We start from the raw sequence: 13,915 nt of genomic DNA, 5'->3' as shown, positions 1-13,915 counted from the left end.
GAAGAAGCCGCCGGCGCCGAAGGCTGCGCGCGCACCGGCAGCTGCACCGGTTCCGCTGGCACCGCCGCCGGCTGCTGCGGCTCCCGCGGCTGCGGATAACGAATAGTTCGGCTTTGAAAACCTGCGGCCGGCCCGCTAATGCTGGGGCATGCCACTCCATCTGATCAAGCTCGCCGTCGGCTGCGACTCCGTCAAGGAATTGAAGGAGTGGGTGGCCGAACGGATGCAGACCGCCAAGAAGAAGGGTCTGCCGCAACATCACATCCACATCACCCGAATGGTGCCCAAGCGCGACGCCGAGATCCTCTCGGGCGGGTCGCTCTATTGGGTCATCAAGGGCGAGATCGCCGCGCGCGAAAAGATCATCGGCATCGAGCCGTTCCGCGACAAGGACGGCATCGGGCGCTGCCGGATCGTGATGCAGCCGAAGGTGATCCCGGTCTCGCCGCGGCCGATGCGCCCGTTCCAGGGCTGGCGCTATCTCGCGGACGATTCCGTACCGCCCGATCTCGGCAAGTCCGCCGCCGGCACGATCGCGGCGATGCCGGAGCCGATGCGGCGCGAGCTGCGCGATCTCGGATTGCTCTGAGCATGATCCGGAAAAGTGTGTAGCGGTTTTCCGGAAAGATCATGCTCAAACAGTAACCTGAAGCGCGATGTCGTCATCGCGCTCTAGACCTCGATATTGTCGATCAGCCGGGTCGTGCCGAGCTTGGCTGCGACCAGGATCCGCAAGGGGCCGTCCTTGCGCGAGGTGACCTGTGCCAGCGTCTCGGCGTGGCGGGCCTCGAAATAGTCGAGCACGAAGCCGGCCGCCTTGATGGTCGCGGCGCCGCGCGCCATCGCCGACGCGATGGCCTCGCCGGCGCGAATGCGGCCGGCGCTGTCCTTCATGGCGCGGTAGAGCGTGGTCGCGGTCTGCCGCTCCTGCGGTGAGAGATAGACGTTGCGCGATGACATCGCGAGCCCGTCGCGCTCGCGCACGGTGCGGGAGCCGATCACCTTGACGCCGAGATCGAGGTCCCGCGCCATCTGCGTCACCACCCGCAGTTGCTGAAAGTCTTTCTCGCCGAAGATCGCAAAGTCCGGCCGGCATTGCGTGAACAGCTTGCCGACGACGATGGCGACGCCACCGAAAAAGTGGGGCCGGAAGCGATCCTCGAGGCCGGCCAGGGCCGGACCCTCCGGCACGATTCGGGTCGCAAAGCCCTCCGGATACATGGCCTCGACGCCCGGGTGCCAGACGATGTCGACGTCCTCGGCCGCGAGCTTGGCGATGTCGGCCTTCCAGGTTCGGGGATAGGCGCCGAAATCCTCGGTCGGGGCGAATTGAGTCGGGTTGACGAAGATCGAGACTACGACGCGGCTGGCGCGCCGCTTGGCGAGGCGCACCAGCGACACATGCCCGTCATGGAGCGCCCCCATGGTCGGGACCAGCGCGATCGTGGCCTTTCGCTTGCGAAGATTGTCGGCGGCGCGTCGGAGCGCAGGGACCGTGCGGGCGATCAGAGGGCTTCGTGACATCAGGACTCAGGGGGCTTGGGGATGGGTGGGGCGCGGCGTGCAGCCGGCTAACCTTAACAAGCAGCGATCGTGGACGCCATGCATCCGGATGCGGCACAGCATCCCGCGCAATGCCGCGCACGACGTCGCGACATTGTGGGCTGAATCACAGACGCGGGGCGGCGACGCAAATCATGATGAAGACTAACGCACTGTGATTTCGCTATCCTGTCACGCATTTCACTTGACCGCAGACGCGGCCAACTTGAAGATATTGCTTAGGGGTGTTGAGGATCACCATGCTTGTGCAGGCTAGCCAAGGCCAATCCGGCTCGGCGCACGTCGTTGTGCTGGGCAACGAGAAGGGCGGCTCCGGCAAATCGACCACTGCCTTGCACATCGCGGTCGCGCTCCTGAAGGCCGGTCAGCGCGTTGCCACCATCGACCTCGACTGCCGCCAGCAAAGCTTCACCCACTACATCAACAACCGCGCCGCCTGGGCCCGTCGCACCAAGCTCGATCTCGAGCTGCCGGTGCATCGCTGCATCAAGCTCGGCGAGACCATGCAGATTGCCGAGAACGAGAACTCCGAGTTCCAGCAGTTCATGGAGGCGGTCTCTGCGGTCGAGAGCAGTTTCGATTTCATCGTCATCGATACGCCCGGCACCGACAGCTACCTGATGCGGCTCGCCCATTCGATGGCCGACACGCTGGTCACGCCGATCAACGACAGCTTCCTCGATTTCGACGTGCTCGGCACCGTCGACCCCGCCAACTATGCGGTCACCGGCGAGAGCCACTATGCCGAGATGGTGCGGGATGTCAGGCGCAAGCGTCGCCAGCTCGACGGCTCGAGCACCGACTGGATCGTGGTGCGCAACCGCCTGTCCATGCTCGGCTCCCGCAACAAGCAGCTTGTCGCCGACGGCTTGAAGGATTTGTCGCTGCGGCTCGGCTTCCGCTACATCGACGGTTTCGCCGAGCGCGTCGTCTACCGCGAATTCTTCCCGCGCGGCCTCACTGCGCTCGACGAGATCGACGAGGCGACGCTCGGCATGCGGCCCAATCTCGGCCATCTCACCGCGCGGGAAGAGGTGACGAGCCTGCTCCGCCAGCTCAAGCTGCCGCTCGACGAGCGCGGCCGCCGCCGCGCGGCCAACCGCGCCGAGTGGTTCAGCCAGGTCGACAAGCCGCTCGAGGTCCACGACATCCTCGGCGCCTGATTTAGCGGTATATCGCTACTGCCAGCGGCCTGATAAGCCGGTCCCCCGCAGGAACTGAGCCCGCCCTCGGCCGTTTTCACTCTACGTTTACTGCGAAATTGAACCCAATCGAGACCGGTTGCATCGGATGGTGATCTGCACCCTGACGTAGCGTATGAGAGGAGGATGCCCAAGAAACGTGTGCGGCGCACAATGAAAGGGCTGCCAGTTCACAATATTTGGCCTTCCTGTCACGCGGCTGTGACATATATTAGCGAATAGGCGACCAGGGGCCGAAGAGCCCCGGAAGAACACGATTTTCAACAGGGATTCAGGCCGCAAGAGCCTGAGGCTGAGGACGAAAATGAAGCGTGGAATTGCCGTTCTGGTTTCGGTCAGTGCCCTCTGCGGCATCGCCTATTTCACGGCGAGCAAGTGGGCCATCAGGCACGAGACCGTCACCTTCTACGACGCTTCGCGCGACAACCGTCCCGTGCCCGTCGATATCGCGATCCGTCGCGACAAGGAAATGCAGGCCAATGCCGGCATGATCACGATGCCTGTCGCCGTGATCAACCATGGCAACACCGTCAAGAACACCGAGTACGGCTTCCTTGCCAACATTTTCGCTGCGCGCGGCTACCTCGTCGTGAGCCCGCAGCATGATTTGCCGACCGATCCTCCGATGGTGACCAAGCCCGGCGAGCTCTATGTCGGCCGGTTGCCGCAGATCCTGCGCGGCGTGGCCAATATCCACCTGGCGATGCAGGAGATGAAGAAGGTTCAGCCCAACGCCGACTACGAGAAGGTGACGATGGTCGGCCACTCCATGGGCGGCGACATCACGATGTACTTCGCCAAGCAGTATCCGGATGAGGTCAAGAAGGTCGTCACGCTGGACAATCTGCGCGTGCCGTTCGTGACCGCCGGCAAGTTCAAGATCCTGTCGTTCCGCTCCACCGATCCGCAGTTCAAGACCGATGCGGGGGTGATCCCGAGCGACGAGGAATGCGAGAAGGCCGGCATCCAGGTCGTGAAGACCGAATTCCAGCACAACGACATGCGCGACACCGGTCCGGATGTGGCCAAGAACTCGATCCAAGGCATGCTCGACAAATTCCTGAGCGCGACTGACAGCGAGGTAGGGCCGGTCGATACGCAATCGTCTCCACCCAAGATTCTCGAGCCCGGTCCGGTCGCTCTGATGGCGCCTGCCAAGAGCTGACGTTTCATCATAGTCAGAAACGACATTCAAAGCCTCCGCCGGCGCTCGCCCGCGGAGGCTTTGCACATTGACCGGGCTGCACGCGCTAACCACATTAGCCGTTCACGAAGGGCCAAGGCATGTCGGGCGAACCCATCAAACCGCGCGGCCGCGATGCCGTCTCGCCGCAAGCAGGCGGCGCGGTGCCGCAGGCCGGGACGTCGACCTCGGACGATATCGCCGCCTTTGTCGCCAAGGCGCGTGCGCTGTCACCGCATGCTCCCGGCGCGAAAGGCCGGCTGATCTTCGCGCTGGATGCGACGATGAGCCGGCAGCCGACCTGGGACATGGCCTGCGCGCTCCAGGCCGACATGTTTCGCGAGACCGCGGCGCTCGGCAGTCTCGACATCCGGCTGGTCTACTATCGCGGCTTCAACGAGTGCCGCGCCACGGGGTGGATCTCCGACAGCGCCAGGCTCGCGACGCTGATGAGCAAGATCGACTGCCGCGGCGGCGACACCCAGATCGGCAAGGTGCTGAGCGAGGCGCGGCGCGAGGCGGTCGCATCGGGCGTGCGGGCCGTGGTCTTCGTCGGCGATGCGATGGAGGAGAAGGTTGACGAGCTCTGCGCCAAGGCCGGCGAACTCGGCATGCTCAAGGTGCCTGTCTTCGTGTTCCAGGAAGGTCATGACCCGGTGGCCGAGCAGGCGTTTCGCGAGATCGCGCGCCTGACCGGCGGCGCTTGGTGCCGTTTCGATCCCGGCGCTGCGGCACAGCTGCGCGAGCTGTTGCGGGCGGCCGCGGCCTATGCCGCCGGCGGGCGCGAGGCGCTGCTGAAATTGGCCAAGAGCGCGAGCGGTGCGGCCCAGTTGATCGGCCAGATGAAGTAGCAGGTTACGCTGGCGCGGCTTGCGTTGGCGGCGGCGCTGCGACCGGCGGCAGCAGGCGTCCCTGCAGGATCAGGCGCAGCGTGCCCAGCCCGATCAATCCGACCACGATGTTGGCGGCTCCGAACAGCCATGGCGCGAGCAGCGCGATCGCACCGGTGTCGCCGTGGCCGGCCATGCGGATCGGTGCGATCGCAAGCGCGGTGGCGCCGAAGGTGAAGCCCCAATACGACACCGAGAACGGCTGCTCCATGATCCACGGCAGCAGGCGAAGCAGCAGCAGCGCCATCATCAGTCCGTAGCCGACGAGGACATGCGCGACCATGTCGGGCACGCCGCCATTGATCGCGAGATAGGCGACGGCACCGACCGCGGGCGGCGCCAGCTGGATGCCGAGCGTCGGCCGCAGTGCGACTGGAAGTGTCGCGACCGTGTAGAGCCGATGTAGCAGCACGGATTCAATTGCGAGCCAGGAAAACAGCGCGATGCCGAAGGCAAGCTGTCCCCAATCGGGGTAGCCGAGCACCGAAGAAACCGCCGCGGTGACGAAGCCGCCGGCAACGGTCGGCAGATACAGGACCGGTGTCGTCGCGGTGTGATCGCGATTGCCGCGCCACAACAACCCCGTCCGCCACAGCGCGAAGCCGAGCGTGAACGCCGCGCCAAGGCCGAACAGGATTTCGGCGGCAAGGTGCGAGTAGGGCTCCGCCGCGATCGCGATCAGCATGGTGGAGACGCCGGCGAGACCAATAAAGCAGCATTGTACCGGATGATGGGCTTCACTGAGCGACTCGGCGCGCGCGAGGATCCAGCGCAGGATGAAGAGAACGAGCAGCAGCGCCCAGACGATGGAGGCGAGCGCGAGCAGGATCTCGCCGACGATCGCCGGCAAATGCCAGACCTGATGCGCGGCGCGCCAGGCATTGCCGAGGCCGGCAAGGCCAAGCACGATGCCGAAGAAGGCGGCCGGCACGATCGGCGGCTTGAATCCGCTACGCATTGTCTCCCTCAATCGTCGCGCCGGACTATCGGGCAAGCCAGCGTTCCATGTCATCTGCCAATTGCCGACGGGCGAAAGGACGCCATGCTTTTTGACAACAGGGCGCCTATATTCCGCCCATGACCCTGATCGCTGGCGCTGTCGCCGTTATCACGCTGTATCTGCTGCTTCAGATGTTCCGCGCCGCCAACCCGGCGGTGCTGGCGCGCACCATCAAGTTCGGCGGCGGCGTGGTCGCGCTGGCGGTCGCAGCCTTCACGGGCTTGCGGGGCGAGCTGGCCGTCGCGATCCCGCTCGGGATTTTCGGCGCCGGGCTGCTCGGCTGGACGCCGTTGACGAACGCCGGCTTCGGCAATATCGGCGGGCTGTTCGGTGGCGGTGCCGCGCCCGCGCCCGGGCAGGCCTCGCGCGTGCGCTCGCAATTCCTCGACATGCGGCTCGACCACGATTCCGGCCGGCTCGGAGGCCAGATCGTTGCCGGGCCTCACGCCGGGCGCGATCTCGACGAGTTCGATCTCGCCGGCCTGCTGGCGATGGTCCCGGCGTTCGACGCCGAGAGCGTGGCCTTACTTGAAAGCTATCTGGACCGCAGGTTTCCCGCCTGGCGTCAGAACGCGCAGGGCGATGCGGCAGGGGGGCAGCGCCGCACGGCGGCGAGCGGCAAAATGACGACGGAGGAGGCCTATCAGATCCTTGGCTTGCAGCCGGGAGCGGGGCGCGACGACATCAGCCGGGCCCACAAGTCCCTGATGAAGAAACTCCATCCCGACCAGGGGGGCTCGACGTATCTCGCTGCCCGGGTAAACGAGGCCAAGGATACTCTGCTTCGCACGCATAACGGCTAACTCCGGCACTACGCTACAAACGCCCGTACCGCGTGATCTCCGTTGGCTCTGTCTGTCGTCGCCCCGATGCCCGCCATTTCGGCGTGGCCGATCTCTTGAGTAAAAATTTAACCGTAAAACGTTGACGAGAGGTTGTCGCGGAACCGACTTTGGCTGGCCGCATGCCGAAAACAAAAATGCCCGCGCAAGGCGCGGGCATTTTTCGGAACGGTGCGGGAGATCAGTTGCGGACGGTGATGCAGGAGATGTCGGCGCGCTTCAGGGCGCGGCAGACGGCTTCGGCCTGATCCCGCTCGAGCCCGGCGAAGCGGGCGCGGTAGAGCTTGCGATTGTCCTTGGCGACGACAGGCTCGGTGAACGGATCGGCCTTGCTGAGCAGGCCGCGGGCCGAGCTGCGCGCTGCGTCGATGCGCTGCTGGGCTTCGTTCTCGCTCTCGAGCGCGCCGACCTGGACGATCCAGCCGCTGTGCGTGACGACCGGCTTGGTGGTGGCGCTCATCTGGATCGGCTGCGGCGCCGGGTCGGCGGAGGCGAGCTTCGGAGCGGCCGGGGCGGGCGCGGCGGCGGTCGAAGCCGGCAGCACGCCGAGGACGCCGTTGCCGGTGCCGAAGCCGGCCGGCTGGCGCGGCAGCTCGGTGCGGGCGACTTCCGCCTTCGGCGCTTCCGGTTGGCTCTGGATCTCGGGCTTGTTGATCAGATCGGCCCGGGCGACGACGGCGCCGGAGGTTTCCGCGACGTCGGAGCGGGAGGCAACCGTGTTGGTAATCTGCGGCGCGACCTGCGACGGGGCGGCGGAGGCGACCTTCACGGTGCCGGCCTTGACCTGCACCGTCTTGACCCGGACCGGCTTCATCGGTTCGGACGAGCCCGGGATGATCGAGAGCGGCTGGCTGGAGATCACGCCATTGGTGAGCGGCGCGGGCTCGATCTTGGATTCAGTCGGCCGAGCTTCAGGCTTGGGCTGAGCGGGCGGCATTGCGGCGGTGGCGGCCGCAAGCGTGGACAGGCGCGAGGCGAGACGCGACGGGGCTGCTTCGGGAGCAGGGGCGGCCGCGGCCTGGACCTGCGGAGCGGTGCGGGCCGGGGTATCCGACGCATCGGCGACCTCGGCAGCGGCGTCAGCGCCGCTACGCTCGGTAACCGCGGCGACGGTGTGGCTGGTCGCGCCCTTCTCGAGGTTCTCCGCGAGGAGGTTGCGCATGATGGCGTCGCGCGAACCGCCGCTGCGGCCGCCCAGCACCACGCCGATCAGGTGGCGGTTGCCGCGGCGCATCGAGGTCACGAGGTTGAAGCCGGAGGCGCGGGTGTAGCCGGTCTTGATGCCGTCCACGCCCTCGACGCTGCCGAGCAGGTGGTTATGGTTCCGGATCGACTGGCCGCGCCAGTTGAACGTCGAGGTCGCGAAATAGCGGTAGTAGCGCGGGAAGCGCTCCTGGATGGCGCGGCCGAGCGTGGCCTGATCGCGCGCGGTCGTGACCTGCTCGTCGTTGGGAAGGCCGTTGGCGTTCCGGTAGACCGTCTTGGACATGCCGAGCGAACGCGCCTTGCGCGTCATCATCTGGGCGAAGTCGTCCTCGTCGCCGGCGATCGCTTCCGCGATCACCACGGCTGCGTCGTTGGCGGAGCGGGTGACGAGACCCTTGATCGCGTCCTCGACACGTATGGTCTGGCCGGCACGCAGGTTCAGCTTGGTCGGATCCTGATCGGCTGCGTGCTGCGACACCGGCATCTCGGTGTCGAGCTTCATCTTGCCGGACTCGAGACGCTCGAACAGCAGATAGAGCGTCATGATCTTGGTCAGCGAGGCCGGATGGCGGATCCCGTCGGGGCTCGTTGCCTGGAGCACGGAGCCGGAATTGCCGTCGACGATGATCGACGCGAATTTCGGGCTGGAGCTCTCGGACACGTCGCGCTGCACCCGGTGGTGCGCGTAGTGGCGGCGGTGACGCCGCGCCTCGGCGGCATCGGTGGTGAAGATGACCGCGGTGGTGACCGTAAGAAGCCCGAAAACCCCGACCCGCGCCAAGCGCGAGGAAGACAAGTTTTTACGAAGCATGAAACCCCGTCCCCGTTTCTGACTTGATCACCGGCCCGTGAGGCGAAATTGTGCCCAATGGACCCGGGATCATTACCTGCCCAGGCTGCCCCTCCGCTGGTGTTCGCCGCGGGGGACGTTGGACCTGAGCCGCTATTCTGGCTAAGGTGATGTTCTCAAACGGCTTTTGACCGCTTGCGGAAGCTGAACACGTCCAGGGAATCAAGGTAGGGGTCCGCGGTTTCCAAAAGCTTAAGGAACCCTTGCGGGAAACCCCGGGAATCTCTTCGGTTTGGATCTAGTTTTTGTGCGACGCACAAGATTCTTGACTTTTTTGTGCGTTGCACTAATTGTGGGCAGAGTCAGGGAGCCGGGGCTTCCCGACGCGAGCCAGGGAAAAGGATTCCGAAATGTTCAAGGTTGAAGACTTTCAGAGCTACGGGAAAGAGCAGTTCGAGCAGTGCGTCGCCTCCGCGACCTCGGTGCAGCACGGCCTCCAGGCAATCGCCAGCGCCTACGGCGACTACACCAAGAAGTCGTTCGAAGACACCAAGTCCTTCGTCGAGAAGCTTTCCGGCGTGAAGTCGCTGGACAAGGCGATGGAAGCGCAGACCGACTTCGCCCGTTCCGCCTACGAGACCTTCGTCGCGGAATCGCAGAAGATCGCCGGCCTCTACAGCGACCTCGCCAAGCAGGCGTTCAAGCCGGTCGAGACCATCGTGTCGAAGTTCACCCCGGCCGCCAACTAACTTTTCCCGGACATCCTGGAAGCAAGAAGCCCGGCTGAACCAGCCGGGCTTTTTTGTTGTCGCGACGGATCCGTCCCAGCGCGCGGTCGGGTCGCCGGCGTGACCAAGCAGAATTTGCCGGTGCTGCTCGCGCGATATTGCAGCACGCTTGGGGGCAGGGCGCTGCCGGTGTTCGCCTGCATGGTGTGGATCGGATGCTCACCCGCTCGATGCGCACAGCACGAATGAACAGCGCGTTGAATTGGGTCCGCGCCTTGCTGCTGATCTGCGAGGTGATGATGGTGCCGGACGCGTCGAGCGATGCGGCTGACACAGGGCAGGGCGGACGAAGCACGGCCGTCCTCGAAATTTGCGATTTTGCCCGATTTCGCGCCAAGCGATTGAACAGCAGGTACCGTAGAAGACCGGAGACGATCCCGCGCGAAACCGTCGTGGTCGCGTTAACGGCTAGGTTCCTGGTCAACCTGTTCTGGACCGGCGCGGCGGAAATTTTTGTCAAACCGGTCCGGATTGATTAACCTTGGTCAGGATCGCCCGGATCGGGAATCGGGCCCGCCATAGCCGGACTTTTGCGCGCTTGCGGCGAGGCGGGGGCAAGCCCATATTCCTGCAATCGATCTGGTTTGGACCGGACCGGTTGGAAGCGGCGATCCAATAACGCGGTGCGCCAGTGCGAAGCTCCGAAAGGCGGGGCCGCGCGGCGGGCCGTCATACGCTTCCGTGGGGAATTTGAACGCCTGAGCCATGTCGCAATTGACTTCCAGCCTTGACCTGTCTGCGGCCGCCGCCGCCCGCGCTCCCCGGATGAGCAACGACGAGAACCGTTCCGGCAGCCCGACGGGTCCGAACACCTCCGTCATCACCAAGGTCAAGCCGAAGACCAAGCGGCCGAACCTGTATCGCGTTCTGATCCTGAACGACGACTACACGCCGATGGAGTTCGTGGTCCACGTGCTGGAGAAGTTCTTCCAGAAGGACGTCGAGGCGGCGACCAAGATCATGCTGCACGTCCATCATCACGGTATCGGCGAGTGTGGCGTGTTCACCTACGAGATCGCCGAAACCAAGGTGACGCAGGTGATGGACTTCGCCCGCAAGCACCAGCATCCGCTGCAATGCGTGATGGAAAAGAAATAAGTCACCCCACGGCGCGTTCGTAGCCGGCTCTTGTGTATGTCGCAGTGTGATCGCCGCGTGATGCCTGCGCGCGATCTCCATCGCAGCCGGCAAAACTACGGAATTCTGCACCGGCGCCGATCCCGCCAAAATCGGAACGGGTTTTGCATCGAAAAATACCGCAGGCGGCTAGCTGCCGAGTCGCGGAACCGGTCTTTCGCCGCGGTCTTGTATAACTATATGTGACAAAGGTTGTTGTTGCCTGACCGGGCGAGGACGATCATGATGGTGGGGGCCATAGAGGACGCGAATGCCGACTTTTTCTCAAAGCCTTGAACAATCCCTGCATCGTGCGCTGGCGATCGCAAACGAGCGTCATCACCAATACGCGACGCTCGAGCATCTCTTGCTCTCCCTGATCGACGACTCCGATGCAGCCGCCGTCATGCGCGCCTGTAGCGTCGATCTCGACAAGCTCCGCACGAGCCTCGTCAACTATCTTGAGACCGAATTCGAGAACCTGGTGACGGATGGCGCCGACGATGCCAAGCCGACCGCCGGTTTCCAGCGCGTGATCCAGCGCGCGGTGATCCACGTGCAATCCTCCGGTCGCGAAGAGGTGACCGGTGCCAACGTGCTGATCGCGATCTTCGCCGAGCGCGAGAGCCACGCCGCGTACTTCCTGCAAGAGCAGGACATGACGCGCTACGACGCCGTCAACTACATCAGCCACGGCATCGCCAAGCGGCCGGGCGTCTCCGAGGCCCGCCCCGTGCGCGGCGTCGACGAGGAGACCGAGACCAAGGGCAGCGACGACGCCAAGAAGAAGGGCGAAGCGCTCGAGACCTATTGCGTCAACCTCAACAAGAAGGCGCGCGACGGCAAGATCGATCCGGTGATCGGACGCAATTCCGAGATCAACCGCGCGATCCAGGTGCTGTGCCGCCGGCAGAAGAACAACCCGCTGTTCGTGGGCGAAGCCGGCGTCGGCAAGACCGCGATCGCGGAGGGCCTCGCCAAGCGCATCGTCGACAGCGAGGTGCCCGAGGTGCTGGCGGCTGCCACCGTGTTTTCGCTGGACATGGGTACGCTGCTTGCGGGCACGCGCTATCGCGGCGACTTCGAGGAGCGCCTGAAGCAGGTGCTGAAGGAGCTCGAGGCGCATCCCAACGCCATCCTGTTCATCGACGAGATCCACACCGTGATCGGTGCGGGCGCGACGTCGGGCGGGGCGATGGATGCCTCGAACCTGCTCAAGCCGGCGCTTGCCTCGGGCACGATCCGTTGCATGGGCTCGACCACCTACAAGGAATACCGCCAGCACTTCGAGAAGGACCGCGCGCTGGTGCGGCGCTTCCAGAAGATCGACATCAACGAGCCGACGGTGGAGGACGCGATCGCGATCCTCAAGGGCCTCAAGCCGTATTTCGAGGACTACCACCGGCTGAAGTACACCAATGAGGCGATCGAGGCTGCGGTGCAGCTCTCCTCGCGCTACATCCACGACCGCAAGCTGCCCGACAAGGCGATCGACGTGATCGACGAATCCGGTGCGGCGCAGATGCTGGTCGCCGAGAACAAGCGCAAGAAGACCATCGGCATCAAGGAGATCGAAACCACGATCGCCTCGATGGCGCGGATCCCGCCCAAGAGCGTGTCGAAGGACGATGCCGAGGTGCTCAAGCATCTCGAGCAGACGCTGAAGCGCACCGTGTTCGGCCAGGACAAGGCGATCGAGTCGCTCGCCGCTTCGATCAAGCTGGCGCGTGCCGGCCTGCGCGAGCCGGAGAAGCCGATCGGCTGCTACCTGTTCTCCGGGCCCACCGGCGTCGGCAAGACCGAGGTCGCAAAGCAGCTCGCGGCGTCGCTCGGCGTCGAGCTGCTGCGCTTCGACATGTCCGAATACATGGAGCGGCACACCGTGTCGCGCCTGATCGGCGCGCCTCCCGGCTATGTCGGTTTCGACCAGGGCGGCCTGCTCACCGACGGCGTCGACCAGCATCCGCATTGCGTGGTGCTGCTCGACGAGATCGAGAAGGCACATCCCGACCTCTACAACGTGCTGCTCCAGATCATGGATCACGGCCGGCTCACCGACCACAACGGCAAGCAGGTCAATTTCCGCAACGTGATCCTGATCATGACCACGAATGCGGGTGCTTCGGATCTGGCCAAGCAGGCGTTTGGCTTCACCCGCTCGAAGCGGGAAGGCGACGACCACGAGGCGATCAACCGGCAGTTCGCGCCGGAATTCCGCAACCGCCTCGATGCCATCGTCTCGTTCAGCCATCTCAGCGTCGAGGTGATCGGCACGGTGGTCGAGAAGTTCGTGCTCCAGCTCGAGGCTCAGCTCGGCGACCGCGACGTCACCATCGAGCTGTCCGAGCCCGCCAAGGCCTGGCTGGTTCAGCACGGCTATGACGAGCAGATGGGCGCGCGGCCGATGGCCCGCGTGATCCAGGAGCACATCAAGAAGCCGCTGGCCGACGAGGTGCTGTTCGGCAAGCTCAAGAGCGGTGGCCACGTCCGCGTCGTCCTGGTCAAGGACGAGGCCGACGAGACCAAGGAGAAGATCGGCTTCGAGTTCGTCGAAGGCCCGGTCACGCCGAAGCAGGAAAAGTTGCCCGGCGCCCGCAAGCGCCCGCCGGGCAAGCCCAAGCCGGGCGGCCCCGGCGGCTCGAAGGGGCCGACCTCCAAGGGGCCGCTGGTCAAGGCTTGATCGGCGCGTGATGAAATCGAAAAGGCCGGCTGTTCAGCCGGCCTTTTTGTTTGTGTCGCAGTGCGGGGCTTTAAGTGCCGGTGTCAGGCGCGGGTGCCGCAGGCGGCCGCGGTTTCTTCGGCGCGGTTGGCCGTGCGCGGGCGGGAGCGGACGGCTGCATCGTGACGATGACCGGATTCGGCTTGTGATCGGTTGCCGCGCCCGTCGCGGCATCGACCCCCATGCCGACGACACCGCCCAGCAAGAGATTGCCGGCAAAGCCGGCGGCGCCGCCGGTCTGTATGTCGCGGCTGAGCGGGACGATCTGCGGCTCGTAGCCGTCCTTCTGGAAGGTGATGGAGATGTCGGCGTTCCGCTTGACGACCACGGAGCAGGGCGTCGTGCAGGTGGTCGGAACCTCCATTCCGCTGACGACGGCTTCAACGCCTGAAGGTGTCGATGAGATGCTGATATTCTCGGTCGTGCCGCGCGTGACAGACGCGCAGCCGCCCAGCATGACGCTGAGCGCCACAATTCCAATTGAACGCATGAAATGCCCCTTGTCCCGTCCGCAGTGAAGCGCAACCAGGGCGGGAGGGCAATACGTCATTGGTCCAGATAGTTAAGCCACGCACCGGTTGTGCGGAGAAGGGGGGCGAACCTGCGCGTGGGCCGG

13 protein-coding genes are annotated in these 13,915 nt (G+C 64.8%); 9 read left to right on the top strand and 4 right to left on the bottom strand.

Annotated elements, in window-relative coordinates; translation table 11 throughout:
* Window positions 1–148 precede the first annotated feature (148 nt).
* A complete protein-coding gene (locus tag WN73_RS22215; protein WP_011087921.1) occupies window positions 149–589 on the top strand; it encodes a DUF1489 family protein in 441 nt (146 codons plus the stop codon).
* Window positions 590–672: 83 nt separating this feature from the next.
* Here WN73_RS22215 and panC read toward each other — a convergent pair whose 3' ends face one another.
* Window positions 673–1,524: a pantoate--beta-alanine ligase gene (gene panC / locus WN73_RS22210; RefSeq protein ID WP_161534641.1), complete on the bottom strand. Its 852-nt coding sequence runs from the start codon at window positions 1,522–1,524 to the stop codon at window positions 673–675.
* Window positions 1,525–1,802: 278 nt separating this feature from the next.
* On the opposite strand from panC, the gene WN73_RS22205 reads away from it, so the two are divergent.
* The 3 genes from WN73_RS22205 to WN73_RS22195 all read left to right on the top strand — a co-directional run bounded on the left by WN73_RS22205 (window position 1,803) and on the right by WN73_RS22195 (window position 4,799).
* Window positions 1,803–2,726, top strand: a complete 924-nt coding sequence (locus WN73_RS22205) for a division plane positioning ATPase MipZ (RefSeq protein WP_060912532.1) — start codon at window positions 1,803–1,805, stop codon at window positions 2,724–2,726.
* Between the two features lie 343 nt (window positions 2,727–3,069).
* Complete coding sequence (locus WN73_RS22200; protein ID WP_271554763.1) at window positions 3,070–3,930, top strand: alpha/beta fold hydrolase; 861 nt, start codon at window positions 3,070–3,072, stop codon at window positions 3,928–3,930.
* A 119-nt stretch (window positions 3,931–4,049) separates the two neighbouring features.
* Complete coding sequence (locus tag WN73_RS22195; RefSeq protein WP_011087917.1) at window positions 4,050–4,799, top strand: hypothetical protein; 750 nt, start codon at window positions 4,050–4,052, stop codon at window positions 4,797–4,799.
* A gap of 4 nt (window positions 4,800–4,803) precedes the next feature.
* On the opposite strand, the gene tehA is transcribed toward WN73_RS22195, so the two are convergent.
* Window positions 4,804–5,796 carry a dicarboxylate transporter/tellurite-resistance protein TehA gene (tehA, locus tag WN73_RS22190; RefSeq protein WP_202633172.1) on the bottom strand — a complete coding sequence of 331 codons (993 nt, stop codon included), beginning with the start codon at window positions 5,794–5,796 and terminating at the stop codon, window positions 4,804–4,806.
* Window positions 5,797–5,915: 119 nt separating this feature from the next.
* On the opposite strand from tehA, the gene WN73_RS22185 reads away from it, so the two are divergent.
* Window positions 5,916–6,641, top strand: coding sequence for a DnaJ domain-containing protein (locus WN73_RS22185; RefSeq protein ID WP_011087915.1), 726 nt, complete (start codon window positions 5,916–5,918; stop codon window positions 6,639–6,641).
* Window positions 6,642–6,861: 220 nt separating this feature from the next.
* Here the strand turns inward: WN73_RS22185 and WN73_RS22180 are convergent, their stop codons facing one another.
* Complete coding sequence (locus WN73_RS22180; protein ID WP_271554762.1) at window positions 6,862–8,697, bottom strand: D-alanyl-D-alanine carboxypeptidase; 1,836 nt, start codon at window positions 8,695–8,697, stop codon at window positions 6,862–6,864.
* A 389-nt stretch (window positions 8,698–9,086) separates the two neighbouring features.
* Between WN73_RS22180 and WN73_RS22175 the strand changes: the two genes are divergently transcribed.
* The 4 genes from WN73_RS22175 (at window position 9,087) to clpA (ending at window position 13,260) form a co-directional block, all read left to right on the top strand.
* On the top strand, window positions 9,087–9,425 hold the full coding sequence (locus WN73_RS22175) for a phasin family protein (protein WP_011087913.1): 339 nt from the start codon (window positions 9,087–9,089) through the stop codon (window positions 9,423–9,425).
* A gap of 194 nt (window positions 9,426–9,619) precedes the next feature.
* Window positions 9,620–9,943: a hypothetical protein gene (locus tag WN73_RS22170; RefSeq protein WP_162603575.1), complete on the top strand. Its 324-nt coding sequence runs from the start codon at window positions 9,620–9,622 to the stop codon at window positions 9,941–9,943.
* Window positions 9,944–10,229: 286 nt separating this feature from the next.
* On the top strand, window positions 10,230–10,562 hold the full coding sequence (gene clpS / locus WN73_RS22165; protein ID WP_027548135.1) for an ATP-dependent Clp protease adapter ClpS: 333 nt from the start codon (window positions 10,230–10,232) through the stop codon (window positions 10,560–10,562).
* Window positions 10,563–10,851: 289 nt separating this feature from the next.
* Window positions 10,852–13,260 carry an ATP-dependent Clp protease ATP-binding subunit ClpA gene (gene clpA / locus WN73_RS22160; RefSeq protein ID WP_011087911.1) on the top strand — a complete coding sequence of 803 codons (2,409 nt, stop codon included), beginning with the start codon at window positions 10,852–10,854 and terminating at the stop codon, window positions 13,258–13,260.
* 70 nt (window positions 13,261–13,330) lie between these two features.
* Here clpA and WN73_RS22155 read toward each other — a convergent pair whose 3' ends face one another.
* Entirely contained in the window at window positions 13,331–13,789 is a 459-nt protein-coding gene (locus WN73_RS22155) for a PEGA domain-containing protein (protein ID WP_028171539.1), read from the bottom strand.
* Window positions 13,790–13,915 lie beyond the last annotated feature (126 nt).

This window comes from Bradyrhizobium sp. CCBAU 45394 (genome assembly GCF_028128655.1).
GTDB lineage: Bacteria > Pseudomonadota > Alphaproteobacteria > Rhizobiales > Xanthobacteraceae > Bradyrhizobium > Bradyrhizobium diazoefficiens.
The sequence above is the reverse complement of the archived record's forward strand: the minus strand, read 5'-3'. Positions and strand labels throughout refer to the sequence as shown.

What these genes read in the sequence shown, in the direction of transcription:
- WN73_RS22215 (WP_011087921.1), top strand. Translation starts at nt 149, where the DNA reads ATGCCACTCCATCTGATCAAGCTCGCCGTCGGCTGCGACTCCGTCAAG.
- clpS (WP_027548135.1), top strand. Translation starts at nt 10,230, where the DNA reads ATGAGCAACGACGAGAACCGTTCCGGCAGCCCGACGGGTCCGAACACC.
- WN73_RS22170 (WP_162603575.1), top strand. Translation starts at nt 9,620, where the DNA reads ATGCTCACCCGCTCGATGCGCACAGCACGAATGAACAGCGCGTTGAAT.
- WN73_RS22155 (WP_028171539.1), bottom strand. Translation starts at nt 13,789, where the DNA reads ATGCGTTCAATTGGAATTGTGGCGCTCAGCGTCATGCTGGGCGGCTGC.
- WN73_RS22205 (WP_060912532.1), top strand. Translation starts at nt 1,803, where the DNA reads ATGCTTGTGCAGGCTAGCCAAGGCCAATCCGGCTCGGCGCACGTCGTT.
- WN73_RS22195 (WP_011087917.1), top strand. Translation starts at nt 4,050, where the DNA reads ATGTCGGGCGAACCCATCAAACCGCGCGGCCGCGATGCCGTCTCGCCG.
- WN73_RS22175 (WP_011087913.1), top strand. Translation starts at nt 9,087, where the DNA reads ATGTTCAAGGTTGAAGACTTTCAGAGCTACGGGAAAGAGCAGTTCGAG.
- WN73_RS22200 (WP_271554763.1), top strand. Translation starts at nt 3,070, where the DNA reads ATGAAGCGTGGAATTGCCGTTCTGGTTTCGGTCAGTGCCCTCTGCGGC.
- panC (WP_161534641.1), bottom strand. Translation starts at nt 1,524, where the DNA reads ATGTCACGAAGCCCTCTGATCGCCCGCACGGTCCCTGCGCTCCGACGC.
- WN73_RS22185 (WP_011087915.1), top strand. Translation starts at nt 5,916, where the DNA reads ATGACCCTGATCGCTGGCGCTGTCGCCGTTATCACGCTGTATCTGCTG.
- WN73_RS22180 (WP_271554762.1), bottom strand. Translation starts at nt 8,697, where the DNA reads ATGCTTCGTAAAAACTTGTCTTCCTCGCGCTTGGCGCGGGTCGGGGTT.
- tehA (WP_202633172.1), bottom strand. Translation starts at nt 5,796, where the DNA reads ATGCGTAGCGGATTCAAGCCGCCGATCGTGCCGGCCGCCTTCTTCGGC.
- clpA (WP_011087911.1), top strand. Translation starts at nt 10,852, where the DNA reads ATGCCGACTTTTTCTCAAAGCCTTGAACAATCCCTGCATCGTGCGCTG.